The sequence below is a fragment of the Pusillimonas sp. genome (assembly GCF_029263785.1).
In the GTDB taxonomy this organism is placed as follows: domain Bacteria; phylum Pseudomonadota; class Gammaproteobacteria; order Burkholderiales; family Burkholderiaceae_B; genus Pusillimonas.
Window position 1 is genome coordinate 19,553 of sequence record NZ_JAJUFE010000005.1, and the last position, 22,157, is coordinate 41,709.

The following is a 22,157-nucleotide window of genomic DNA, read 5'->3' on the forward strand; positions in this document are numbered from 1 at the left end:
TAGCAAGCCATGAATTCCCCGAACAATCGGTTGGCCGCCGCGTTCGCCAAGACCGGCAACCGTGCGGCACTGATTCCCTACATTACGTCGGGTGAGCCTTCCATGCAGGCCACTCCTCCCCTGATGCATGCCTTGGTCAAGGCGGGCGCTGACATCATTGAGTTGGGTGTTCCGTTTTCTGACCCAATGGCCGACGGTCCAGTCATTCAACGCGCCGGGCAGCGGGCGATCGAGCGCGGCGTAGGCCTGAAACAGGTCCTTGAAATGGTCGCCGAGTTTCGTCGCCAAGATAACGAAACACCCGTTGTACTGATGGGTTACGCAAATCCGGTCGAGCGCATGGGTCAGCAGAAATTTGTTGAATCTGCTGCGGCTGCCGGTGTTGACGGCGTACTGGTGGTCGATTATCCGCCCGAAGAAACGGCGGACTTCGCCGCGATGCTCGACGAAGCCGGCCTGGCTCCAATCTTTCTTCTGGCGCCTACTTCCACTGAAGAGCGGATCAAGAAAGTCGGCCAGATTGCCCGCGGCTATGTGTATTATGTGTCCTTGAAGGGCATCACCGGAGCCGGCACGCTTGATACGGCCGATGTCGAACGCCGGCTCGAACTGATTCGCAAGCATGTTCACTTGCCGGTGGGCGTTGGATTCGGCATACGTGATGCCGAAAGCGCACAGCGTCTCGGACGTTTCTCCGACGCCGTCATTATTGGCAGCAAGTTGATCGAGACGATGGAAGACGCAGCGCGCAGGGCTTCTGATCAGGGGCTGAAACAACAGGCAGATATCGATGCCCGTGTCATCGACGCCGCAGCTGACTGGCTGGCCGGCATACGCGCCGCGCTGGATCACGTTTCCGCATAGTTGCGATAAGAAAACATCTTTAGGGATACTCAATGAGCTGGATCGAGAAAATTCTGCCGCCCCGGATCAACCGAAACGATAGCGGTACACGCCGGGTGCCCGAAGGCCTATGGGTAAAGTGCCCCGGCTGCGAAGCGGTTCTTTATAAAGAAGATTTGCAGGCAACACTCAATGTCTGTCCGAATTGCAGCCATCATATGCGCATCGGCGCACGTGCCCGTATCGACGCACTGCTCGATCCCGAGGGCCGTGTTGAAATCGGGCAGGGAACGCGTCCTGTCGACCCCTTGAAATTCAAGGACTCCCGCAAATACCCCGAACGTGTCGCCGAAGCGACAAAGCAAACCGGCGAATCCGAAGCCATGGTTACCATGAGTGGCAGCATTTGCGCTATTCCGGTGGTCTTGTCGTGCTTCGAGTTCGAGTTCATGGGCGGATCGATGGGGTCGGTAGTGGGCGAACGCTTTGTTCGCGGCGTGCAGGAAGCCATCAAGAAGCGCAGCCCCTTTATCTGCGTGGCCGCGTCCGGCGGTGCTCGCATGCAGGAAAGCCTGTTTTCCCTGATGCAGATGGCAAAGACCAATGCCATGCTTACCCGCCTGGCCGACGCCGGTCTGCCGTTCATCAGCGTACTCACCGACCCGACCATGGGTGGGGTCTCCGCAAGCTTCGCCTTCATGGGAGACGTGGTTATTGCCGAGCCCAAGGCTCTGATCGGTTTCGCGGGTCCTCGCGTCATCGAGCAGACGGTTCGCGAGAAACTTCCTGAAGGCTTTCAGCGGGCGGAGTTTCTGCTCGACAAAGGCGCCATAGATATGGTGGTTGATCGCCGCGAGATGCGTAACGAGATTGCCCATTTGCTGGCTTTGCTGATGCGTCAGCCTGTCGACAGCATTGCCAAGACAGAGTAAGCGCTTCGGTCAGGACGTGACGCTGCATCCTGGAAGCAGGCATTGAGGTTGCGGTGACATAAAAAATACCCCGGTATCGGAAAATTCCGTATATCGGGGTGTTTTTTTGCCATGACTTCGCGGCTGTACCTCTACCGGTGCTGGCTGTACCTCTACCGGTGCTCAAGGAACGGCACGGTCGGAGCCGCGGCCCGCGAACGTGTCGCGGGCCTTACCGCTTAATGGCGTGTTTCGACCTGCTGGAGAGGTTCGTCGGCGATAACGGGTGCGGCCTTGCGGGGACGACCAAGTCGTTGCACGGGCTCGGGAGTCGGCGCGGGAGCGTCGGCACGAGTCTCGACAAGTTGCAGTCCCGCGGCGCGAATGACGTCTTCGAGGGATTTCGAGCTTGTCGCGGCCTTGCCGTTAGCCTGCGAGGCAGGCGATGGGACAGAAACGCCGTTTGCGCTGCTGACGGATACGCCTTCCTGAGCCGGCGCTGCATGCGAGTCGGCAGGCGCGTCGACCGTTTTCTGAGCGGACGGTTCGGTTTCGTTTGCAACCGCTTCAGTGTCCGCGCTGGCCACCGCGTCGGTACCCGCATCTGCAACCGCACCTGCGACCGCATCTGTACCCGCGACTTCGACCGCATCTGGACCCGCGTCTGCGACTGCATCAGAAACCGGGACGACTGCGCTGCTTGCAGCCACTACGACCGAAGTGCTGGCTGTGGATTCGACAGGTTCTACGACTTCGTCAGGGGTAATGGCTTTGGTTTGCGCCTCGCCAATTGTCACCGTTTCCGCTTCGGCATGGATGGAACCGGGTGCCTCTGAAGGGGTTGCGCGAGGGTCGTCGATATCGCCGGTATCTTCGGCGGTAGCGACGAGTTCGTCCGGAGTTTGAGCAGGCGGCTCGGTAGCGGCTGATGGCTGGTCGCTGCCTGCTGCCGGCTGTTCTGAGGCCTTTTCAGTCACCGGTTCGGTCGCGCCTGGCTTACCCGCGATCGAGTCTGTGGTACCAGTGCTGGATTGCACAGTTGAAGCATTGTCACTGCCTGCAGATGCAGCGGCTGTCCCCGATTGGGTTTGAGTGCCGGCCGGCTCGGTCTGTGCCGCTGCCGCAATGGCGTTGTCAGAGGCTTCGCTGGACTGGTTCTCGGTGGCTTCGACCTGGCTTTCGCCTGAGCGACGACCGCGGCGACTACGACGGCGACGACGCTTGCGTTCTGGATCGACCTGCTCGCCATCGGTGCCGGACGCTGTCGTTTCGACGTGTACTTGCGGCTCTTCCTGCGAGTTTTCGTGGACCGCATTGTCAGGGGCAGCGGCAGCTACGGCTGCTGTTGCTTCTACCGTGTTGTCGGCAATAGTCTCGTCGCGACGATTCCGGCCGCGACCACGGCGCCCACGACCGTTACGGCTCGAGGTGCTTTCGTTGCTGTCGGTCGCTTCTGCGACGGGGCTGGTCTGAACGTCTTGTTCTACGTCAACCTTTCCGCCACGACCCGCTCCGCGGCGCTGGCTGCGTGGCTGCTCGGTGTCAGCCTCGGATGCGCGCGAGGCGTCGGCGCGGCCACTGTCGCGCCGCTCGCCACGTCGTGTGCGAGAGCGCTCTTCGGGAGACCTTTCGCGTCGGTCACCGCTGCGGGCTTGCTTGCGACGTCCGGCCTGTGAGGATTTCTCGGCAGGCTGGACAACGGCTTCGGCCTGAGGCTTAACGGCCGTGTCGCTGCCGGTCAGCCAGGCTATGACGCGGGCAAACCAGCCGCGTCGGGGAGCCGTAGTGACGGCTGCAGGCTGGACGGCAGGGGATGCGCCCGGTGCAGGCTGGGCAGGGGTGATGCCCTTGACCAGGGCTTCCGGACGCGCCTTGGCGTCTTCAGCCTTTTGAGAAGACCAGCTAAGGGATTCTTCGGGCGGGCTTTGCACCAGTTCGAAGCTGCTTTCGTGTGCTTCGAGGCGAGGGTCGTCGTAACGCAGGCGCTCGATATGATGATGAGGCGTCTCGAGATTCTTGTTTGGAATCAGGACCAGATTTACCTTGAGACGGGATTCGATCTTGGTGATATCGCTGCGTTTTTCGTTGAGCAGGAAGGTGGCGACGTCGACGGGCACCTGAGCGTGCAGGGCGGCCGTGTTCTCTTTCATGGCCTCTTCCTGAAGCAGACGCAGCACGTGCAGGGCACTGGATTCGGCATCGCGAATGACGCCCGTACCCGTGCAACGGGGGCACGTGACATGAGAGCCTTCGTTAAGCGCGGGGCGCAGACGCTGACGTGACAGCTCCATCAGGCCGAAACGGGAAATCTTGCCCATCTGAACCCGCGCACGGTCGAAACGCAAGGCATCGCGCAGGCGGTGCTCGACGGCGCGCTGGTTCTTGCTGTCTTCCATATCGATGAAGTCGATGACGATAAGCCCGCCAAGGTCTCGCAATCGAAGCTGGCGTGCGACTTCGTCTGCAGCTTCAAGGTTGGTGCGCAAGGCGGTTTCTTCGATATCTGCACCGCGCGTGGAGCGTGCGGAGTTGACATCGATTGCCACCAAAGCTTCGGTGTGATCGATGACTACAGAGCCGCCGGACGGCAACTGAATGGTGCGCGAATAGGCGGTTTCGATCTGGTGTTCGATCTGAAATCTGGAAAACAGGGGGACATCATCGCGATACACTTTGACGCGCTGGACATTGTCCGGCATGACCACGCTCATGAAGGCGGTAGCCTGTTCGGCGATTTCGTCGGTGTCGATGAGAATTTCGCCGATTTCGGGCGAGAAATAATCGCGTATGGCGCGGATTACCAGGCTTGATTCCAGGTAGATCAGGATAGGGGCGGCATTGTCGCGCGCGGCGGCATCAATGGCGTTCCATAGCTGCACCAGGTAGGAAAGGTCCCACTGCAGTTCTTCGACACTGCGACCGATCCCGGCAGTACGAGCAATTATGCTCATGCCCGGAGGAGTGTCCAGCTGCTCCATGGCTTCGCGAAGTTCCTGGCGGTCTTCACCCTCGACGCGCCGCGATACGCCGCCCCCCCGGGGGTTGTTGGGCATCAGGACCAGGTACCGGCCGGCCAGGGAAATAAAGGTGGTCAGCGCAGCCCCTTTGTTGCCACGTTCTTCTTTTTCGACCTGAACGATGAGTTCCTGGCCTTCGGTCAGGGCGTCCTGGATACGCGCAGTGCGTACGTCGACCCCTTCCTTGAAGTAACTGCGGGCAATTTCCTTGAAGGGCAGAAAGCCGTGACGTTCTTCGCCGTAACTGACGAAGCAGGCTTCGAGACCGGGTTCGATGCGGGTGATGACACCTTTGTAGATGTTACCTTTACGCTGCTCGCGTCCGGCGGTTTCGATGTCGAGGTCGATGAGTTTCTGACCGTCGACAATGGCAACGCGTAATTCTTCTTGGTGCGTTGCATTGAACAACATGCGTTTCATGAGTGTGTTTTCTCCGTAGTCATGGCGCGCCGATAATCGGCGCACGACCGCGGGCCACTCGGTGTGCAGCGCAAAATCTTGCGGCTGGGGCAGGGCTAGTCCGAATTCAACCGCGCCTGCCGGTGTCGTTAGGCAGGCACGGCGTGCCAACGGGCACGCTGTTCGGTCAGCAGGAAGGTCAGGGTCACAATAGTGGTTGACAAAAAAGTTTGCTGGAGAACGGCAGACGCACGGCAGTTTTTGTGCGGCTGGTGCATAAAACGATGATCTAAGCTTGCAAGACTACAGCGCCGCACGCGACAGACGGGGCCTGGAACTTCTGGCTGGCTTTTGCCACGCCATTGTTGCAACAGGCATCGCCCCGGCGACCTTATGGCCCAGAGGTTGAAATCACAGGCAGTACAATGGGATCTTGCAACCGACGGAGACGCATCCATTGCATCTCTACGTCAGGGGTGGTTTCAGCCTCTATAGGCTGACCCGATTATATGCCGCTTTTCTATATATGCGCAAAACTAAAACCAGTGAACCTCCGGCGCCTGCAGTGCGGATGTTTCAGATTGATACAGATCAGGCAGGACAACGTCTGGACAACTTTCTGGTCCGCGTGTGCAAAGGCGTGCCAAAAAGTCATCTTTACAAAGCCATACGCAGCGGACAGGTGCGCGTCAACAAGGGCCGGGTGACGGCCGATTACCGCCTTCAGCAAGGCGATTCATTGCGTGTTCCTCCCCTTAGGTTGCCGGCGCCTGGTGAAGCCCGGGTGGTTCCCCCGGCAGCGTTTCCGGTGATCTATGAAGATGACGCAATGCTGGTGGTCAACAAGCCTGCAGGTGTGGCTGTACACGGTGGCAGCGGCGTGTCGTTTGGCGTTATCGAGCAGTTGCGCGCAGCCCGCCCCAATACCATGCTGGAACTTGCGCACCGGCTCGATCGCGAAACCTCCGGGCTGCTGATGATCGCCAAGAAGCGATCCGCCCTGGTGGCGCTGCACGATATGCTGCGTGAAGGAAAAGGGCGAAAACACTACCTGGCTCTGGTCAAAGGCGATTGGGTCAACGACCGGCAGCATCTCAAGGCGCCGCTATTGAAGTGGTTGACGGCTTCCGGAGAACGGCGCGTGCGCGTCGACCCTGCCGGCAAGCCTGCGCACACCATCATTACCCTGCAAAAGCGTTACGGCGATTATTCTTTGCTCGATGCGGAACTACGAACGGGCAGAACGCATCAGATAAGGGTGCACCTGGCAGCTGCAGGTTTTCCAATTGTCGGTGACGACAAATACGGCTCGGACGAAGTGCGTGCTCACTTTGCCCGCCTGGGGTTGAATCGAATGTTCTTGCACGCTCATCGTCTCGAGATCCCTCACCCCCTGACAGGCTCCGTGTTGCGTCTGCACGTTGACCTCCCGGACGCATGTCGCGGCATATTGGCCTGTCTGGAGCAGTCATGAAGCAGTATCGCGCCGTGATTTTCGACTGGGATGGCACCGTGATGAATTCCACGCAGGCCATCGTGGCTTCTATTCAGGGTGCTTGTGCGGACATGAATCTTCCCGTGCCGGACGCGCGGACGGCCAGTTGGGTGATCGGCTTGTCGCTCGAGACGGCGCTTTACCATGTGGTGCCTACCCTGACCGCCGATCAGATGGAAGAGTTTCAGCATCGTTATCGAACCCATTATTTCAGCCAGGACAGCCAATTGCCCCTGTTTGAAGGCATGCCGGAATTGCTAAGCGAGTTGCGTGGTCAGGGCACCTTGCTTGGCGTGGCAACAGGCAAAAGCCGGGCGGGTCTGGATCGCGTTTTGGTGCAGTGCGGCATGCATGATCACTTTGACGTAACCCGCTGTGCAGACGAGACGTTCAGCAAGCCCCACCCGGCCATGTTGTTGGAAATTCTCGCGGAGCTATATCTGGAACCCCACGAGGTCGTCATGGTGGGTGACACCTGCCACGACATGCAGATGGCACGCAACGCCGGCGTTGACGGGCTGGCGGTCAGTTATGGTGCACAAGATGTCGAGGCATTGAGCGCGGGTCAGCCCCTGGCCATTGTCGACAGTGTCGAGCAGATGCAAGACTGGTTGACTGATCGCGTTGCGGTACTGCGCTGACGGCCGGCGGGCCATCTCACTTAATCAGGAGAACACCATGGCCAAGCTGAAAATACCTGCCATTCCGGCTTCAGAGATTACGCCTGAAACGGTCTGGCAGGAACGACGACGCTGGATGCGGGTAATGGGAAAGGCGGCTGCGGCATATGGCATTGCAGGCCTGGTGCCGGGGGCCAGCGCCACCACGACGCCCGGTGGTACCGAAGCCGGCGATGAGTTCTGGCGGCCGGCACGAAACCCCGCCTACAATCCTGATGAACCGCTTACGGCAGAGCGGGATGTCTCTACCTATAATAATTTCTACGAGTTTGGTACGGGCAAGGGCGACCCTTCCCGCAACAGTCACGCGTTCAAGACCCGCCCATGGATGGTCTCTGTCGAGGGCGAAGTCGCGAAACCCCGGCAATTCGATCTGGACGACCTGCTTCGATTGGCGCCACTGGAAGAACGTGTGTACCGGTTGCGATGCGTCGAAGCCTGGTCGATGGTCATTCCGTGGCTGGGATACCCGTTGGCCAATCTGATCAAGAAAGTGGAACCTACCTCTAATGCCAGGTTCGTGGAGTTCACCACGGTAATGCAGGCCGAGGCCATGCCGGGGCTTCGCAGCCGCATCCTCGACTGGCCATATGTCGAGGGGCTACGACTCGACGAGGCAATGCATCCGCTTACTCTGCTGGTATTCGGCGTGTACGGAAAACCGTTGCCCGCAGCCAACGGAGCGCCTCTGCGCGTGGCCATTCCTTGGAAGTACGGATTCAAATCGGGCAAGTCCATCGTACGGATACGCTTTACCCGAGAGCAGCCGATGACCAGCTGGGTGCAGGTTGCGCCGCATGAATACGGTTTCTATGCCAATGTGAATCCCGATGTGCCTCATCCTCGATGGAGCCAGGCTACCGAAAGACGCATCGGCGCAGGTCTGTTCGCCCCGCGCGAAAAGACGCTGATGTTCAATGGCTATGAAGAGCAGGTGGCATCGCTTTACCAGGGCCTGGACCTGCGGCGTAATTATTGAATGTTAAGCGCGCGCCAGATCGGTCGATTCAAGCCGCTCGTGTTTCTTGCCGGTCTGTATCCCATGCTTCGATGGATATGGCTGGGGCTGAACAATGACCTGACGGCCAATCCTCCTGAATTCCTGATCCGGTCATCGGGTCTGTGGGCGTTGGTTGCCTTGTGCCTGACCTTGTGCGTGAGCCCGTTGCGCAGGTTATTGAATCAGCCCGCGTTGATCCGCTGTCGGCGCATGTTGGGGCTGTTTGCCTTCTTTTACACAACCTTGCATGTCCTGGCCTGGGGCTGGTGGGAAATGGGTGGGTCCCTGCAGGCCATGTGGGGCGACTTCGTCCAGCGAACCTTTATCACCATCGGCGTGTTCGCCACTGTTCCGATGGTGGCTTTGGCCGTGACTTCGACCCAGGGATGGATGCGCCGCCTGGGAGCCCGTTGGCAGACCCTGCATTACTCCATCTATGCCATCTCCGCCTTATCCGTCTGGCATTTCTGGCTGGTTCGCGCCGGAAAGAACGATTTCAACGAAGTGTACGTCTATGCAACGGTGGTGGCGCTGCTGCTGGGGTGGCGGCTTTTCTTGCGACTCTGGTTGCGGCGGCAATGACACGACACTGCGCATTCGTCCGCCGGCGCAGATGGCACATGTCTTTGTCTGGGCAGGCAGCTTACGTTGTCAGGGCAGGCTTTTTAGAATGGCCAGCGTTTCGGCATCGGGTTGACCATCGTACAGCCGGGGGCGGTAGCGCATCTGGAAGGCGCGAATGACATTGCGAGTGGCCTTGTCGAGTTCGCCGGTTTGGGGCACCGAATATCCGGCACGCTCGAGCGTGCTTTGAATCCAGCGTATGTCTGGCAAACCCTTGCGCTTGAACTCCGCCTGGTACTGTGCCGCCTTTGCTTCGTCAAACCACCGCGCCAGGCCCTCGTCTGCCAGGCGTTTCCATGGAAACAGCGGGCCAGGGTCGACCTTGCGTTGGGGTGCAATATCGCTGTGCCCAACGATGTTGTGCCGTTTTATCTGGTGGCGTTGAACGATATCCTTGAGCAGAAGGATCAGGGCATCAATCTGTGCCTCGGGGTATGGGCTCCAGCTTGTGCCTGATCCTCCGAAATTTACAATTTCTATGCCAATCGACGCGGAATTGATCCCGGCGCTGCCATACCATTGGCTTACGCCCGCATGCCAGGCACGCCGCGATTCGTCCACTAACTGGTAGATTTTGGGCGGGGTGTCGTCGGTAATCAGGTAGTGGCTGCTGACATTACGTCGCGACAATAACTCAAGCGAGCGTTCGGTCGAGGCCGATGTGTAATGCAGCACAATATATTCAACCCGACTGTTCTGGCTCAGTGCCTGGATGCTGCGATCAATTTCAAGTTTTGGTGGCTGAGAGACGTGGGTGGCACAGGCTGTCAGCAAGGTCACCAATGCCGGCACCATCAGGCCCCGCATGAAAGTCAAGGCGTGGTTCAGGTTGGCAAAACGATTCCGCGTGCAAGCTGGGGTTAGACTCGCTTTCATTGCACGCCCGCCCTCAGCTTGCCAGAAAAAGAAATATCGTCGGCATTTTGTTGAGTCCGGGCGGAGCCTTGGACTTCCATTCGTCAATCGAGTACGTGCGTATGCATTCGTCATCGGTTGTCAGGGAACGAGCCACGCACAACCGCGTACGACCGTTGAGGGTTTGCAGCAGCGCCTTGAACATGGCTTCGTTGCGATACGGAGTCTCGATCAGAATTTGGGTTTGACTGTTCTTGCGGGATTCCGTCTCCCAGAGTTTCAGTCGCTTTGCCCGCTCCGACGCGTCGACAGGAGCATAGCCGTGAAAAGCAAAGCGCTGACCATCCAGCCCGCTGGCCATCAAGGCCAGCAGTATCGATGAAGGTCCCACCCAGGGCAGCACCCGAATGCCCATTGAATGGGCCATCGCTGCAACTTTGGCCCCGGGGTCGGCGACAGCCGGGCAGCCGGCTTCGGAAACCAGCCCGATTTCGCCACCCCTGGACGCCTCGCCCAGCCACTTGCGAATCTCTTGGGGATCGGTCTTGGGGCCAAGCGTATGAATCGTGATTTCCTGCAAGGGGCGGGACGTACCAACAAGTTTCAGAAAGGCGCGTGCTGTCTTTGCATTTTCTGCGATATATGTATTTAGCCGTGCTGCGACTTCCTGGGCGGCGGAGGGCAGCCAGGCCGAAACGGGTGCGTTGCCAAGGCCAACTGGAATAAGATGCAAGGTGCCGTTGGTTTTCATATGCCGTGTGTGATGGGGTCGATACCGAATGAGCGTAACATGCGGCACAGGGCAATAAGGGGCAGGCCGATGATGGCCGTCGGGTCCTCGCTGTACATGGCGCGCATAAGGGCAATACCCAGGCTTTCGGCCTTGGCGCTGCCGGCAGTGTCGAAAGGCTTTTCGCGATGAAGATAAGCGTCTATCTGGGCGTCGGTCAATTCGCCGAACTCGCAGCGAGTAATGACGTCATCAATTTCAAATCGACGGCCGTCGTGTACGCAAAGCGCACTGTGAAATTCAACAGTGCGCCCGCTGAGCATCTTCAATTGTTCCCGGGCGCGTTCAAAATTGCCGGGTTTTCCGATAGCCTTGTTATCTACGGTTGCAACTTGATCCGAGCCAATGACAATGGCACCAGGATGCAGCGCACAGATCGCTTCGGCCTTGGCTCGCGACAGGCGCAGCGACAAGGCGGCGGGCGATTCGCCCGGTAGCGGGGTTTCGTCGATATCGGGCGAAATGGCCTCAAAGGGCAGGCCCAGTCGTGACAGCATCTGGTGGCGGTAGCGTGAGCTGGATGCAAGAATCAGGTGCATAGTGTGGTTTTTGGGTGGCGTTTGGTTTGACGGGACAATTCGGAAAGCGTTATTATCTAATGTTTTCTTAGCTTTCAGTTTACCTAGAGCCAGCCAGCTTTGTGGTTGATATTGGGTTTGATATTAGGTTTGATCTTGGGCTTAGAGCTTGAGCTTAGTTTTTGGGGCTTTGCCGCTTAGGCTATATTTGCCCGAACCCCTTGACTTCAAGGGCACAAAGCAATGGTCAGGGACACGGAAAGCTACTTTGGGGCATCTATGAATGGGTCGCGACAAAATGGGCCGCGAAACGAAGGCTGATGCAAGCCGTGAAACCCTTGATCTTTTTGCGTTTACCGCTGCAGCGGGCGCCGGTCGTGAAGGCGGGCAGCTTACGGGAACGCGGGACCTGCTCAGGTTTTCAAGGCTGATCGATGGCCTGCCGCCGCAGTCGACCACCCAGATAAACTGGTCGCTGTACGGCGAATGCACAAGCGGGGGCCGGAGGTATATCGAGGTTCGCGCCCAAGGCCAGATTGTGCTGGAATGCCAGCGTTGCCTGCAGCCCTTTGTGGTACCGCTTCAGGTCGTGAATCGACTCGAGATCGTGCGTAGCCCGGCCGAACTCGACGATGACGACGAGATCGAGCGCATTGTCGGCTCACCCAGGTTTGACGTGCTGGAATTCATCGAAGACGAGCTCATTCTGAGTCTGCCTCCGGTGCCCAAGCACGAAGTTTGTCCTTCTGCGCCGGGGGGTTCGGATTCCGCCGAACAGCCTGATGCCGAAGCAGGGCGCCCATCGCCGTTCGCGGTTCTGGAAAAGCTCAAGAAAGAACGGAATTGATTTAATTTTATTTTTCGGGAAACACGCCAGTAGTGGCGGCCCGGCTTAGGAGTCATCATGGCAGTTCAGCAAAACAAGAAAAGTCCCTCGAAGCGCGGCATGCATCGTTCGCACGATTCCCTGACCACGCCTCCCACGGCTATCGAGCCCACCACCGGCGAGCTTCATCTGCGTCATCACATCAGCCCTAACGGCTTCTATCGCGGCCGCAAAGTGCTCAAGACCAAAAACGACGAATAAATCGCCCCGGTCGTTGCGATCTTTCGCTAGCTTGCGTACTTGATGTCGACAGCTCCGATACGTATCGCCATCGACTGCATGGGGGGAGACGTGGGCTTGCCGGTAACGGTGGCCGCTGCGTACCAGGTTGCTCAGCGCCATCCGGATACCCGTTTCCTTCTTACAGGCGATACGGCGGCAATCCAGTCTCAGCTTTCTGCGCTGGGCTGTACTCGTGACGACTGGTACGAGCTGCTTCCTGCCACCGAAGTCGTCACCATGGACGACACGGTCGAGGTGGCGCTGCGCCGTAAAAAAGACTCATCCATGCGGGTGGCGGTTCAGGCCGTCAAGGAAAATCGTGCAGACGCCTGTGTGTCGGCCGGTAATACCGGAGCATGGATGGCGATTTCGCGCTATGTGCTCAAAACGCTCGACGGTATCGATCGTCCCGCCATCGCCACGTCCATACCCAACCAGAAGGGCGGAGCCACGACCATGCTCGACCTGGGCGCCAATGTCGACTGCACGGCCGAACATCTCTTGCAGTTCGCCATCATGGGTACGGCGCTGGTGACCGCACTGTATGGCAAAGAGCGTCCCACTGTCGGTCTGCTCAACATCGGTGAAGAAGTCATCAAGGGTAACGAAGTCGTCAAGCAGGCTGCCGAGCTGCTGCGAGGCAGTGGTCTGAATTTCTACGGTAACGTCGAAGGCGACGATATCTGCAAGGGAACCGTCGACGTCATCGTGTGCGACGGTTTTGTCGGAAACGTCGTGCTGAAGTCCATCGAGGGTCTGGCCCGCATGGTCAGTCAGATGATGCACGCCGAGTTCAAGCGCGACGTGCTATCGATGGCGTCCGGTCTCATGGCAAAGCCTGTTCTCAACCGGTTCAGAGACAAGGTGGACAACCGCCGTTACAATGGCGCGGCCTTGTTGGGCTTGCGTGGTATCGTCATCAAAAGCCATGGTTCTGCCGATGCATATGCGTTCAGTAATGCACTTCTTCGCGCGCGCGAAGCAGTGCATAACGACCTTCTGGCCGGCACCAGTGCAACGATAGACCATCTTCGCCAAAGCCTCCAGGCGGCTGCCGAACAGGTGGCGAAGCAATCCCATGAACTCTCGGGCCCTGGTCAGCCGGGCGCTTGATGGAATCGAATATGTCTTATGCAAGGATTACCGGGTCGGGCGCCTGCCTGCCGCCTCGGGCCGTCTCCAACGACGAGCTGGCTGCCGAACTGGCGCAGCGCAATGTCGAAACTTCTGATCAATGGATAGTAGAACGTACCGGCATCCGCCAGCGCCACATTGCCGAAGCGGGGACTACGTCCAGCAAGCTGGCTACCGAGGCCGCGCGAATCGCACTGGACGATGCAGGGCTTGCCGCCAGTGATGTAGAGCTGATCATTGTAGCCACCTCCACGCCTGACTTCATTTTCCCAAGTACTGCCTGTCTGGTGCAGGCCAATCTCGGCATCAGTGGGTGTCCGGCCTTTGACGTGCAGGCGGTTTGCAGCGGTTTTGTATACGCGCTCAGCACCGCCGATGCCTTCATTCGTTCGGGGCAGGTCCGCAACGCACTTGTCATTGGCGCCGAAGTGTTTTCATCGATTCTGGATTGGTCCGATCGGCGAACCTGCGTGTTGTTTGGCGATGGCGCCGGCGCGGTAGTGCTGCAGGCTTCCGACAAGCCCGGCATCCTCGCGACAAAACTTCACGCCGATGGAAGTCATAAGGGCATTCTGTACGCTGCCGGCAGCGTGGCTGGCGGAGAGGTCGTTGGCGATCCGTTTTTACGCATGGATGGCCAGGCGGTATTCAAGCTTGCGGTCAATTCACTGTCCCAGTCGGCGCAAGAGGTATGCGAGCAGGCGGGGGTTTCGCTCGAAGAAATAGACTGGATGGTGCCACATCAGGCTAACGTACGGATACTGAATTTCCTGGGCCGAAAGTTGGGTATTCCTTCCGAAAAAGTTATTGTTACACTCGACAAGCACGCCAATACCTCAGCAGCCAGTGTCCCGCTGGCGCTGGATGTGGCGCGTCGGGACGGCCGGATCAAAGAGGGGGATCTGGTATTGATGCAGGGCGTCGGGGGTGGATTCACCTGGGGCTCGGTGCTGGCCAGAATGTAAACTCAGCCGTAGATAAAAGAACATGAAAATTGCTTTTGTATTTCCTGGGCAAGGGTCCCAGGCGGTCGGCATGCTTGATGCGTGGGCGCAAGATGTCGAAGTGGCTCAAACCCTGAATGAGGCCAACCAGGCGCTGGGGCAGGATCTGTCCGCCCTCATCGCGAACGGTCCGGCGGACGAACTCAACCTTACTACCAATACCCAGCCCGCCATGCTCGCGTCGGCGGTCGCCATGTATCGAGCCTGGCTTGCAGCGGGTGGGATGGTTCCCGATCTCGTGGCGGGTCACAGCCTGGGCGAGTACTCGGCCCTGACAGCCGCCGGCGGCCTCGATCTGGCAGATGCGGTCCGGCTGGTCCGGATACGCGCCGATGCCATGCAGCAGGCGGTACCTGTCGGGCAGGGCGGCATGGCGGCCGTTCTCGGTCTGGACGATGATGCTGTACGATCCGTGTGCGAGCAGGCTGCCCGGGGCGAGGTCGTCGAAGCCGTCAATTTCAATGCGCCCGCTCAAGTGGTTATCGCCGGGCATAAGGCCGCCGTTGAGCGTGCCTGCGAGCTGGCCAAGCAGGCAGGTGCCAAGCGTGCTCTGGTGTTGCCCGTTTCTGCTCCGTTTCACTCCAGCTTGCTCAAGCCTGCAGCCGACAAACTGGCCGCTGCGCTGGCAGACATTCAGATGCAAGCGCCTTCCATTCCGCTAGTCAATAACGTGGATGTTGTCTGTACAGACGACCCGCCGGCCATCAAGGATGCGCTGGTGCGCCAGGCCTGGCATCCGGTGCGATGGGTGGAAACCATACAGTTCATGAAGGCCCAGGGGGTCACCCATGTGGTCGAGTGTGGACCTGGAAAGGTGTTGACCGGATTGGTCAAACGCATTGATCGTGATTTGATCGGGCTTTCGATCAGCGACCCGGAGTCGCTGCGTACAACTTTGGAAACTTTGAAGGGGTAGGCACGTGCAACAAGAACTCAGTGGCAAGACAGCATTGGTGACAGGTGCGACGCGGGGCATTGGCAAGGCCATCGCTCTTGAACTGGCAGGGCGGGGAGCACAAGTCGTCGGAACCGCGACCTCACAGGCCGGTGCCGAGTCCATTTCCGAGATGTTGGCGGCATCCGGCGGGCGCGGCGTGGTGCTTGACGTCAACGATGCGCCGGCGTGCGAGGCGCTGGTCGCCGAACTGGCCGCTGACGGCGGGCCGCATATCCTGGTCAACAACGCCGGCATCACTCGCGACACCCTGGCCATGCGCATGAAGGACGAGGACTGGGCGGCGGTGCTGGATACCAACCTTACCGCCGTATTCCGGCTGTCACGTGCTGTTCTCAAGACCATGATGAAGGCACGCGCAGGTCGCATCATCAACATTACGTCTATCGTTGGTTCCAGCGGCAACCCGGGACAGGCGAACTACGCGGCTGCCAAAGCGGGCGTTGCCGGCATGACGCGGGCATTGGCGCGTGAACTCGGCAGTCGTAACATCACGGTCAACTGCGTGTCGCCGGGTTTTATCGAAACCGACATGACCCGCGCGCTCAACGAAACCCAAACTGCTGCCTTGCTGGGACAGATCCCTTTGGGTCGTCTCGGATCCGCTGCCGATATTGCGCATGCCGTAGCGTTTCTTGCCGGTCCACAGGCAGGGTACATCACCGGTACCACCCTCCACGTCAATGGCGGGATGTACATGTAATCAGGCGAACAGGGTAAAATCTGTTCAATTCACAGGTGTTTCCAATGTGGTCCGCCGAACGGTGCAAATGAACAACCACAGGAAATGCCATTTTTTTGTCATGGCCAGCGCCCATTAACCGCGACGTTTGGCTATAATTCGCGGGATTTTTTCCCAATTGGAGATCTGCATGGAAAGCATCGAACAGCGCGTCAAGAAGATCGTCGCTGAACAACTTGGCGTTAACGAAGCCGAGATCAAGAACGAATCTTCCTTTCTTGACGACCTCGGTGCCGATTCGCTCGACATGGTCGAGCTCGTGATGGCACTCGAAGACGAATTCGAAACCGAGATTCCCGACGAGGAAGCCGAGAAGATCACGACGGTTCAGCAAGCGATGGACTACATCAACTCGCATAGCAAGCAGTAATTCAATCATCAGTTGTGGCCGCGGCGTATTGTGTGCGGCCAGAGGGCGGTTCCTAGAAAACAGGCCTGTGGCGTCCGATCTTCCGGTCTGGTGCCATCGGTATGTTTGCCTCGAACCGCTCTTTCAATTTTAGGAGTCATCCGTGAAACGACGTGTCGTCATTACCGGCCTGGGTATTGTCTCGCCTGTGGGCAACAGTATCGACAGTGCTTGGGACAATATCGTTAACGGGCGCTCGGGCATTGGACGCATCACGCGTTTTGATCCCTCGGCTTTCAACGCGCAAATCGCGGGTGAAGTCAAAGATTTCGATGTAACGCAGTATATGGCCGCCAAAGAGGTCAAGACGATGGACACCTTCATCCATTACGGCGTTGCCGCCGGCGTGCAGGCCTGGAAAGATTCGGGTCTCGAAATCAGCGAGACCAATGCAGACCGTGTGGGCGTCATCGTAGGTTCAGGCATCGGGGGTTTGCCGCGTATCGAAGAAACTCAGGTCGATTATCTCGATCGGGGTCCGCGTAGGATTTCCCCGTTCTTCGTACCCGCATCTTTAATCAACCTGGTTTCAGGGCAGCTTTCCATCATGCTGGGTCTCAAGGGGCCAAGCTATGCGGTGGTCTCGGCCTGCACTACAGGCCTGCACTCCATCGGCGATGCTGCACGTCTCATCAAATATGGCGACGCTGATGTCATGGTCGCCGGTGGTGCCGAGTCCACCGTTTCCCCGTTGGGCATCGGTGGTTTTGCAGCCATGCGTGCGCTGTCCACCCGCAACGATGATCCCACTACGGCCTCCCGTCCATGGGATGTCGACCGCGATGGCTTCGTTCTGGGTGAGGGTGCCGGTGTGCTTGTTCTCGAAGAGTACGAGCACGCCCGTAAGCGCGGTGCCAAGATTTATGGCGAGTTCGTCGGATATGGAATGAGCTCCGATGCTCATCACATAACGTCGCCTGATCGTGAGGGCCCCTGCCGCGGCATGATCAACGCCATGCGCGACGGCGAGGTCAATGCCCAGGATATCAGCTACGTCAATGCACACGGCACCTCAACTCCGTTGGGCGACAAGAACGAAACCGAGGCACTCAAGCTGGCATTTGGCGATCACGCCCGCAATCTGGTGGTCAACTCCACCAAGTCCATGACGGGCCATTTGCTGGGTGCGGCGGGCGGCATCGAAGCCGTGTTCACCACGCTGGCGGTGCATCATCAAGTTTCCCCGCCCACGATCAATATCTTCAATCAGGATCCCGAGTGCGATCTCGATTATTGCGCCAACGCGGCGCGTGACATCAAGATCGAGTACGCCTTGTCCAACTCCTTCGGATTTGGCGGCACAAACGGTTCCATGATCGTCAAACGGGTCTAGGTCTGACTACCCCGGCAACGCTTCGGTTCAGCTGGCCTGTTCGACAGGCTGCATGGGTGAACGCTTATACCGTCACCCTGGGCCTGGCGGCGTTGGGCTGCATCTTTATCGCGACGACCTGGTGGGCGACCGTACTCGTCCTCCTGGTCGCAGCACTTTTTACTCCCCGCCATCTCTTCACTTACCGTCCTCCCAGGGTCCTTCATGTTGAAGGGTGGGATGGAGGGTGGCACATTGAGCACCTGGGCCGTGTTGATGCGGCGTGCCTGCAGCATGTCTGGCACGGACCTTCCTGGACGACGCTCAAATTCAAAAAGATCGCAAGCGGCAAGATTCTATATTTGACCCTCTGGAGAGGCGAGGTATCATCACCGGGATGGCGGCTTTTGCGACAGCTTGTTTCTCGGGGCAATAAGCCGCTTGGCCCGCGTACGGAGACCCAATGAGCGAACGCGACGTCGATGCCGAACTGGTCGCACGCGTACAGCGAGGCGATAAAAGGGCTTTTGATCTGCTGGTACTCAAGTATCAGCGCAAGATCATGCGCTTGCTGTCGCGCATGATCCGTGATCCCGGTGACATCGAGGATGTCGCCCAAGAGGCATTCATCAAGGCGTACAGGGCGCTACCCCAGTTTCGGGGTGAAAGCGCGTTCTACACCTGGCTGTATCGTATTGCCATCAATACCGCGCGCAACTGGCAGGCATCCAGTGCAAGACGTCCGAGCGTTCCAAATGTAACAGAGACGCAGGACGGTGAAACTTTTAGTCAGATCGACAACCTAACCGATATCAGCACGCCGGAATCGCTGATGGCAAGCAGGCAGATCGTCGAAACGGTCAATGCCGCCATCGCTGCGTTGCCCGAAGAGCTGCGCACCGCGATCATCCTGCGCGAAATCGAAGGTATGAGCTACGAGGACATTGCCCAGACCATGGAATGTCCCATCGGCACAGTACGGTCGCGAATTTTTCGTGCACGAGAAGCCATTGCGGCTCAATTGCGGCCAGTTTTGGACACTGACTCAGATCGTCGGTGGTAAGGAGTATTCGAAATGCAAGGTGTCAAGCTTGATGCCCAAACTGATTCCTGGGATCACACCGTTTCCGAATGGATGGACGGCGATGGTGAAATTCGCACGGAAGATCTCGATTCGCCCTATGGCCGCCAGGTATGGGACACCTACCATCTGATCGGCGACGTGTTGCGAAGCGAAGATCTGGCCATTAAGCCCTCCGATCTTTTCTACGCCCGGGTGTCAAAGGCCATCGACGCCGAACCCCCCATTGTTGCGCCTCATCGCAGCAGGTTTTCGGCTGCACGTATCGGCTTGTCCGGCGTCGCCGTAGCAGCGGCGGTCGCTTCAGTCATTTGGGTAGCACTTCCGTATTTTTCAGAGTCCGCTCCTGACAACGCCCCCGTACTGGCAGCGGCTGACGAGGGGCAGGTCAATGATTACATCGAAGCCCATCGCCAGTTCGCCGGCGCCAACCCCATCCGTCAGGTCTCGTTCGATACCGGAGCGACGCGCTGATGGAGCTAAAGGGTATTTCGCTTTGCGGTGGCAAACGGGCATTGGCCGATAAGGCCATTAAAAGCTGGGGTCTGGCCTTGTTGCTTGCCTTTGCAGCGACCACACCTGCGCAAGGTGCCGAGCCTTTTGCCGAGCAGGTAAGCGCATTCCTGCAGCAGACCCAGCAGGCTGCGCGCAATTCAGATTACGCGGGTGTGTTCACGTACCAGCAGGGCGCCAACATGCAGTCTTCGCGCATTGTTCATGTTGTTGACGGCACGGGCGAGCGCGAACGCCTGGTCATACTCGACGGCGAACCCCGCGAGTTCATCCGCCATAACGACACGGTGCAGTGCCTGGTGCCGGCCAAAGAGCTCGTGCTGGTTGAAAAACATCGCATGGACCGGTTCCCGGGCGTGTTGCTCGGAGAAAACCACGATCTTGACTCCCACTATGTGCTGCGGCTGCACGACGCTCGTCAGCGTGTCGCCGGGCACGAATGCATGCCAGTCGAAATCCTGCCTCGCGACGAGCTCCGCTATGGGTACAGGTTCTGTGTCGACCCCAAAAGCAAGCTCCTGATCAAGGCTCAGACCATTGATGGTGAAGGCGAAGTCATCAACCAGATCGCCTTCACGTCCTTGCAGCAAGGCTCTGCGGTTCAGGCGCACGAGCTCGAAACCTCGTGGGATTTACGTAATTGGCGCAAGGTACAGGTGGCAACCCAGACGGTCGACGTGGCCAAGCTGGGCTGGCGTGTGGTGCTGCCCCCGGGCTTCCAGCACAGTACGCAGGTTTCACGTCCCATGAAGTCGGGCAAGCCTGTCATGCAGATGGTTCTGACTGATGGTCTGGCTGCCATATCCGTGTTTATAGAGCAGTTTCAACCTAGCCAGGATTCCCGCGTCATGCCCAAGGGCCCCGCTCGGAACGGCGCCATGAATATATATGGGGCGCGTATTGGCGATCATTGGCTGACCGCTATCGGCGAGGTCCCGGTGGCCACGCTCCATCAGCTCGTGGAGCACATTGAATACGTGCCGCCCGCCGGTGCGTTGCACTAGTTCAGATTTTACGTACGAGGAGTCAAACAAGATGCGTACAGCATGCATGTCGATGTACCAAGCCAAGCGATACCTGTTCATGGCCGTCACGGTTCTCTTGATGGCTTGTGCATCCACGCTTTCGATTGCCCAGACTCAGGTTCCGGTACTGTCGGTGCCCGATTTCACCGAAGTTGCTGCCAGATCCGAAGGTTCGGTCGTCAATATTCGAACCACTGAAGCCATACCGGTACGCCGTTCTCCATTTGGGCCTGGCGGGAACGACCCTTACGAAATGTTCCGCTGGTTCTTTGGCCCCGACTTCATGCCCCCAGGCATGCGTCCGTCGCCACGTCGCGAGGGCCCTCCATCGGCCGAGCAAGAAGAGCGTATCGTGCCACGCGGGGTCGGCTCGGGCTTCATTATCTCGGCTGATGGCTACATCCTTACCAACAATCACGTGGTCGAAGGTGCCAACGGTATTTTCGTGACCATGACGGACGGCAAAGAGTACACGGCTGAAATCGTCGGGACCGATCCCCGTACCGATATCGCCCTGATCAAGATCGATGCCAAGGGCCTGAAGCCCCTGCCCATCGGTGACTCCAAGTCGCTCAAGAAAGGGCAGTGGGTGTTGGCCATCGGGTCTCCCTTTGGTCTGGATTCCACCGTCACTGCCGGTATTGTCAGTGCCATCAATCGCGACACCGGTGATTACCTGCCGTTCATTCAGACCGATGTTGCCGTCAACCCGGGCAACTCGGGTGGTCCGCTCATCAACCTTGCCGGAGAAGTGGTCGGGATCAACTCCCAGATCATTTCGCAAAGCGGGGGTTTCATGGGTATCTCCCTGGCCATCCCCATCGACGAAGGCATGAGGGTCGTCCAGCAGCTCAAAGAGCATGGCAAGGTAACGCGTGGACGCATCGGTGTGCAGATCGGCCAGGTGTCGTCCGATGTAGCCAAGGCCATCGGCCTGGGCGATGCTCGTGGCGCCATGGTAAGCAATGTCGATCCTGACGGCCCCGCTGCGGGTGCCGGTGTCCGGTCCGGCGATGTCATCACCAAGTTCGACGGCAAAGACATCAAGCATTGGACCGACCTTCCACGCATCGTGGGCGAAACCAAGCCCGGTACGCGCACCAATCTCGAAGTATGGCGCAAAGGCAGATCTCAAAACCTGAAAGTGACGGTCGGTGAAATGCCTTCCGCGACGGAAACGGCCAGCGCTCCGTCCCAGGGGCCTCAGGGCACTACAGCAGACTCACTGGGTCTGGTAGTGTCAGAAGTGCCGGAAGCGATTCGCAGCCGCCTGGACGTCAAGGGTGGAGTGCAGGTTTCGCAATCACAAGGTCCTGCGGCAGCGGCTGGAATAGTGCCGGGTGACATCATTCTTACGGTCAACAACGAAGACATCACAAGCGTGTCCCAGTTTGCCAAGGTGGTCAGTGGCCTCGACAAGGACAAGGCGGCGGCTGTTCTGGTGTGGCGCGATGGGCAGACTCAATGGGTGCCCGTCACACCCGCCAAATAAATCTGGCGTGTCCGGCGGGCTCCACGGCCCGCCGGAGTCCGCCGGAGCGTATTATTGACGGTGCGCGAGTGTTGGAACGGCCAAGAAATTGCAGCACGGAAAGCCGCGCCCGATGGGGCGGATGCATGCTTTTTGGGTCCTACATTGCCATGCCGTCATGAACGCGTCCAAAACGGCTAAAATGTGGTGATTGCAAGAGGGGCGCCCGATGCGCTCCTCTTTTTTACGTAACGCCGCGACGGCGCTTCCT

General features: G+C 58.6%; 22 protein-coding genes. 18 read left to right on the plus strand and 4 right to left on the minus strand.

Going from position 1 to position 22,157, the window contains the following annotated elements; genetic code table 11:
* Positions 1–9 precede the first annotated feature (9 nt).
* Both trpA and accD read left to right on the plus strand, forming a co-directional pair.
* Positions 10–864, plus strand: coding sequence for a tryptophan synthase subunit alpha (gene trpA, locus Q1J88_RS02515; RefSeq protein WP_301115835.1), 855 nt, complete (start codon positions 10–12; stop codon positions 862–864).
* A gap of 32 nt (positions 865–896) precedes the next feature.
* The gene (gene accD / locus Q1J88_RS02520; RefSeq protein ID WP_301115837.1) at positions 897–1,775 is read left to right on the plus strand and encodes an acetyl-CoA carboxylase, carboxyltransferase subunit beta; all 879 of its coding nucleotides are present in this window, start codon (positions 897–899) and stop codon (positions 1,773–1,775) included.
* A 218-nt stretch (positions 1,776–1,993) separates the two neighbouring features.
* Here the strand turns inward: accD and Q1J88_RS02525 are convergent, their stop codons facing one another.
* Positions 1,994–5,191: an Rne/Rng family ribonuclease gene (locus Q1J88_RS02525; protein ID WP_301115839.1), complete on the minus strand. Its 3,198-nt coding sequence runs from the start codon at positions 5,189–5,191 to the stop codon at positions 1,994–1,996.
* 550 nt (positions 5,192–5,741) lie between these two features.
* On the opposite strand from Q1J88_RS02525, the gene Q1J88_RS02530 reads away from it, so the two are divergent.
* From Q1J88_RS02530 to Q1J88_RS02545, 4 genes are read left to right on the plus strand one after another with little or no spacing between them, the layout of a single operon-like run.
* Positions 5,742–6,644: an RluA family pseudouridine synthase gene (locus Q1J88_RS02530; RefSeq protein WP_301115840.1), complete on the plus strand. Its 903-nt coding sequence runs from the start codon at positions 5,742–5,744 to the stop codon at positions 6,642–6,644.
* The gene (locus Q1J88_RS02535) at positions 6,641–7,306 is read left to right on the plus strand and encodes an HAD-IA family hydrolase (RefSeq protein ID WP_301115842.1); all 666 of its coding nucleotides are present in this window, start codon (positions 6,641–6,643) and stop codon (positions 7,304–7,306) included. The genes Q1J88_RS02530 and Q1J88_RS02535 overlap by 4 nt, the downstream gene beginning before the upstream one ends.
* A 37-nt stretch (positions 7,307–7,343) precedes the next feature.
* Positions 7,344–8,324: a protein-methionine-sulfoxide reductase catalytic subunit MsrP gene (gene msrP / locus Q1J88_RS02540; RefSeq protein WP_301115843.1), complete on the plus strand. Its 981-nt coding sequence runs from the start codon at positions 7,344–7,346 to the stop codon at positions 8,322–8,324.
* The gene (locus Q1J88_RS02545) at positions 8,325–8,927 is read left to right on the plus strand and encodes a protein-methionine-sulfoxide reductase heme-binding subunit MsrQ (RefSeq protein ID WP_301115845.1); all 603 of its coding nucleotides are present in this window, start codon (positions 8,325–8,327) and stop codon (positions 8,925–8,927) included. It abuts the gene before it with no gap.
* A gap of 69 nt (positions 8,928–8,996) precedes the next feature.
* Here the strand turns inward: Q1J88_RS02545 and Q1J88_RS02550 are convergent, their stop codons facing one another.
* From Q1J88_RS02550 to Q1J88_RS02560, 3 genes are read right to left on the minus strand one after another with little or no spacing between them, the layout of a single operon-like run.
* Positions 8,997–9,845, minus strand: coding sequence for an N-acetylmuramoyl-L-alanine amidase (locus Q1J88_RS02550; protein ID WP_301115846.1), 849 nt, complete (start codon positions 9,843–9,845; stop codon positions 8,997–8,999).
* A gap of 13 nt (positions 9,846–9,858) precedes the next feature.
* Positions 9,859–10,575 (minus strand): SAM-dependent methyltransferase, encoded by a 717-nt coding sequence (locus Q1J88_RS02555; protein ID WP_301115847.1) that lies wholly within the window; start codon positions 10,573–10,575, stop codon positions 9,859–9,861.
* Positions 10,572–11,153, minus strand: coding sequence for a Maf-like protein (locus Q1J88_RS02560; protein ID WP_301115848.1), 582 nt, complete (start codon positions 11,151–11,153; stop codon positions 10,572–10,574). Before Q1J88_RS02560 ends, Q1J88_RS02555 begins: the two co-directional genes overlap by 4 nt.
* Positions 11,154–11,415: 262 nt before the next feature.
* Between Q1J88_RS02560 and Q1J88_RS02565 the strand changes: the two genes are divergently transcribed.
* The 12 genes from Q1J88_RS02565 to Q1J88_RS02620 all read left to right on the plus strand — a co-directional run bounded on the left by Q1J88_RS02565 (position 11,416) and on the right by Q1J88_RS02620 (position 21,907).
* Positions 11,416–11,979: a YceD family protein gene (locus Q1J88_RS02565; protein ID WP_301115849.1), complete on the plus strand. Its 564-nt coding sequence runs from the start codon at positions 11,416–11,418 to the stop codon at positions 11,977–11,979.
* A gap of 57 nt (positions 11,980–12,036) precedes the next feature.
* Positions 12,037–12,219: a 50S ribosomal protein L32 gene (gene rpmF / locus Q1J88_RS02570; RefSeq protein WP_301115851.1), complete on the plus strand. Its 183-nt coding sequence runs from the start codon at positions 12,037–12,039 to the stop codon at positions 12,217–12,219.
* A 42-nt stretch (positions 12,220–12,261) separates the two neighbouring features.
* Complete coding sequence (gene plsX / locus Q1J88_RS02575) at positions 12,262–13,353, plus strand: phosphate acyltransferase PlsX (protein WP_301115852.1); 1,092 nt, start codon at positions 12,262–12,264, stop codon at positions 13,351–13,353.
* Complete coding sequence (locus tag Q1J88_RS02580; protein ID WP_301115853.1) at positions 13,353–14,339, plus strand: beta-ketoacyl-ACP synthase III; 987 nt, start codon at positions 13,353–13,355, stop codon at positions 14,337–14,339. The genes plsX and Q1J88_RS02580 overlap by 1 nt, the downstream gene beginning before the upstream one ends.
* A gap of 22 nt (positions 14,340–14,361) precedes the next feature.
* Positions 14,362–15,294 carry an ACP S-malonyltransferase gene (gene fabD, locus Q1J88_RS02585; RefSeq protein ID WP_301115854.1) on the plus strand — a complete coding sequence of 311 codons (933 nt, stop codon included), beginning with the start codon at positions 14,362–14,364 and terminating at the stop codon, positions 15,292–15,294.
* 4 nt (positions 15,295–15,298) lie between these two features.
* Positions 15,299–16,036, plus strand: a complete 738-nt coding sequence (gene fabG / locus Q1J88_RS02590) for a 3-oxoacyl-ACP reductase FabG (protein ID WP_301115855.1) — start codon at positions 15,299–15,301, stop codon at positions 16,034–16,036.
* A gap of 169 nt (positions 16,037–16,205) precedes the next feature.
* A complete protein-coding gene (acpP, locus tag Q1J88_RS02595; protein ID WP_017524526.1) occupies positions 16,206–16,445 on the plus strand; it encodes an acyl carrier protein in 240 nt (79 codons plus the stop codon).
* Positions 16,446–16,587: 142 nt separating this feature from the next.
* Entirely contained in the window at positions 16,588–17,817 is a 1,230-nt protein-coding gene (fabF, locus tag Q1J88_RS02600) for a beta-ketoacyl-ACP synthase II (protein WP_301115856.1), read from the plus strand.
* 442 nt (positions 17,818–18,259) lie between these two features.
* Positions 18,260–18,859 carry an RNA polymerase sigma factor RpoE gene (rpoE, locus tag Q1J88_RS02605; protein WP_301115857.1) on the plus strand — a complete coding sequence of 200 codons (600 nt, stop codon included), beginning with the start codon at positions 18,260–18,262 and terminating at the stop codon, positions 18,857–18,859.
* A gap of 12 nt (positions 18,860–18,871) precedes the next feature.
* Entirely contained in the window at positions 18,872–19,351 is a 480-nt protein-coding gene (locus Q1J88_RS02610; RefSeq protein WP_301115858.1) for a sigma-E factor negative regulatory protein, read from the plus strand.
* Entirely contained in the window at positions 19,351–20,394 is a 1,044-nt protein-coding gene (locus Q1J88_RS02615; protein ID WP_301115859.1) for a MucB/RseB C-terminal domain-containing protein, read from the plus strand. The genes Q1J88_RS02610 and Q1J88_RS02615 overlap by 1 nt, the downstream gene beginning before the upstream one ends.
* A 100-nt stretch (positions 20,395–20,494) precedes the next feature.
* The gene (locus tag Q1J88_RS02620) at positions 20,495–21,907 is read left to right on the plus strand and encodes a DegQ family serine endoprotease (RefSeq protein WP_301115939.1); all 1,413 of its coding nucleotides are present in this window, start codon (positions 20,495–20,497) and stop codon (positions 21,905–21,907) included.
* Positions 21,908–22,157 lie beyond the last annotated feature (250 nt).

What these genes read in the sequence shown, in the direction of transcription:
- fabD (WP_301115854.1), top strand. Translation starts at nt 14,362, where the DNA reads ATGAAAATTGCTTTTGTATTTCCTGGGCAAGGGTCCCAGGCGGTCGGC.
- Q1J88_RS02620 (WP_301115939.1), top strand. Translation starts at nt 20,495, where the DNA reads ATGGCTTGTGCATCCACGCTTTCGATTGCCCAGACTCAGGTTCCGGTA.
- rpoE (WP_301115857.1), top strand. Translation starts at nt 18,260, where the DNA reads ATGAGCGAACGCGACGTCGATGCCGAACTGGTCGCACGCGTACAGCGA.
- trpA (WP_301115835.1), top strand. Translation starts at nt 10, where the DNA reads ATGAATTCCCCGAACAATCGGTTGGCCGCCGCGTTCGCCAAGACCGGC.
- Q1J88_RS02565 (WP_301115849.1), top strand. Translation starts at nt 11,416, where the DNA reads ATGGGTCGCGACAAAATGGGCCGCGAAACGAAGGCTGATGCAAGCCGT.
- Q1J88_RS02560 (WP_301115848.1), bottom strand. Translation starts at nt 11,153, where the DNA reads ATGCACCTGATTCTTGCATCCAGCTCACGCTACCGCCACCAGATGCTG.
- rpmF (WP_301115851.1), top strand. Translation starts at nt 12,037, where the DNA reads ATGGCAGTTCAGCAAAACAAGAAAAGTCCCTCGAAGCGCGGCATGCAT.
- Q1J88_RS02530 (WP_301115840.1), top strand. Translation starts at nt 5,742, where the DNA reads ATGTTTCAGATTGATACAGATCAGGCAGGACAACGTCTGGACAACTTT.
- acpP (WP_017524526.1), top strand. Translation starts at nt 16,206, where the DNA reads ATGGAAAGCATCGAACAGCGCGTCAAGAAGATCGTCGCTGAACAACTT.
- msrP (WP_301115843.1), top strand. Translation starts at nt 7,344, where the DNA reads ATGGCCAAGCTGAAAATACCTGCCATTCCGGCTTCAGAGATTACGCCT.
- Q1J88_RS02545 (WP_301115845.1), top strand. Translation starts at nt 8,325, where the DNA reads ATGTTAAGCGCGCGCCAGATCGGTCGATTCAAGCCGCTCGTGTTTCTT.
- Q1J88_RS02615 (WP_301115859.1), top strand. Translation starts at nt 19,351, where the DNA reads ATGGAGCTAAAGGGTATTTCGCTTTGCGGTGGCAAACGGGCATTGGCC.
- Q1J88_RS02580 (WP_301115853.1), top strand. Translation starts at nt 13,353, where the DNA reads ATGGAATCGAATATGTCTTATGCAAGGATTACCGGGTCGGGCGCCTGC.
- accD (WP_301115837.1), top strand. Translation starts at nt 897, where the DNA reads ATGAGCTGGATCGAGAAAATTCTGCCGCCCCGGATCAACCGAAACGAT.
- plsX (WP_301115852.1), top strand. Translation starts at nt 12,262, where the DNA reads ATGTCGACAGCTCCGATACGTATCGCCATCGACTGCATGGGGGGAGAC.
- Q1J88_RS02535 (WP_301115842.1), top strand. Translation starts at nt 6,641, where the DNA reads ATGAAGCAGTATCGCGCCGTGATTTTCGACTGGGATGGCACCGTGATG.
- Q1J88_RS02610 (WP_301115858.1), top strand. Translation starts at nt 18,872, where the DNA reads ATGCAAGGTGTCAAGCTTGATGCCCAAACTGATTCCTGGGATCACACC.
- Q1J88_RS02525 (WP_301115839.1), bottom strand. Translation starts at nt 5,191, where the DNA reads ATGAAACGCATGTTGTTCAATGCAACGCACCAAGAAGAATTACGCGTT.
- Q1J88_RS02555 (WP_301115847.1), bottom strand. Translation starts at nt 10,575, where the DNA reads ATGAAAACCAACGGCACCTTGCATCTTATTCCAGTTGGCCTTGGCAAC.
- Q1J88_RS02550 (WP_301115846.1), bottom strand. Translation starts at nt 9,845, where the DNA reads ATGAAAGCGAGTCTAACCCCAGCTTGCACGCGGAATCGTTTTGCCAAC.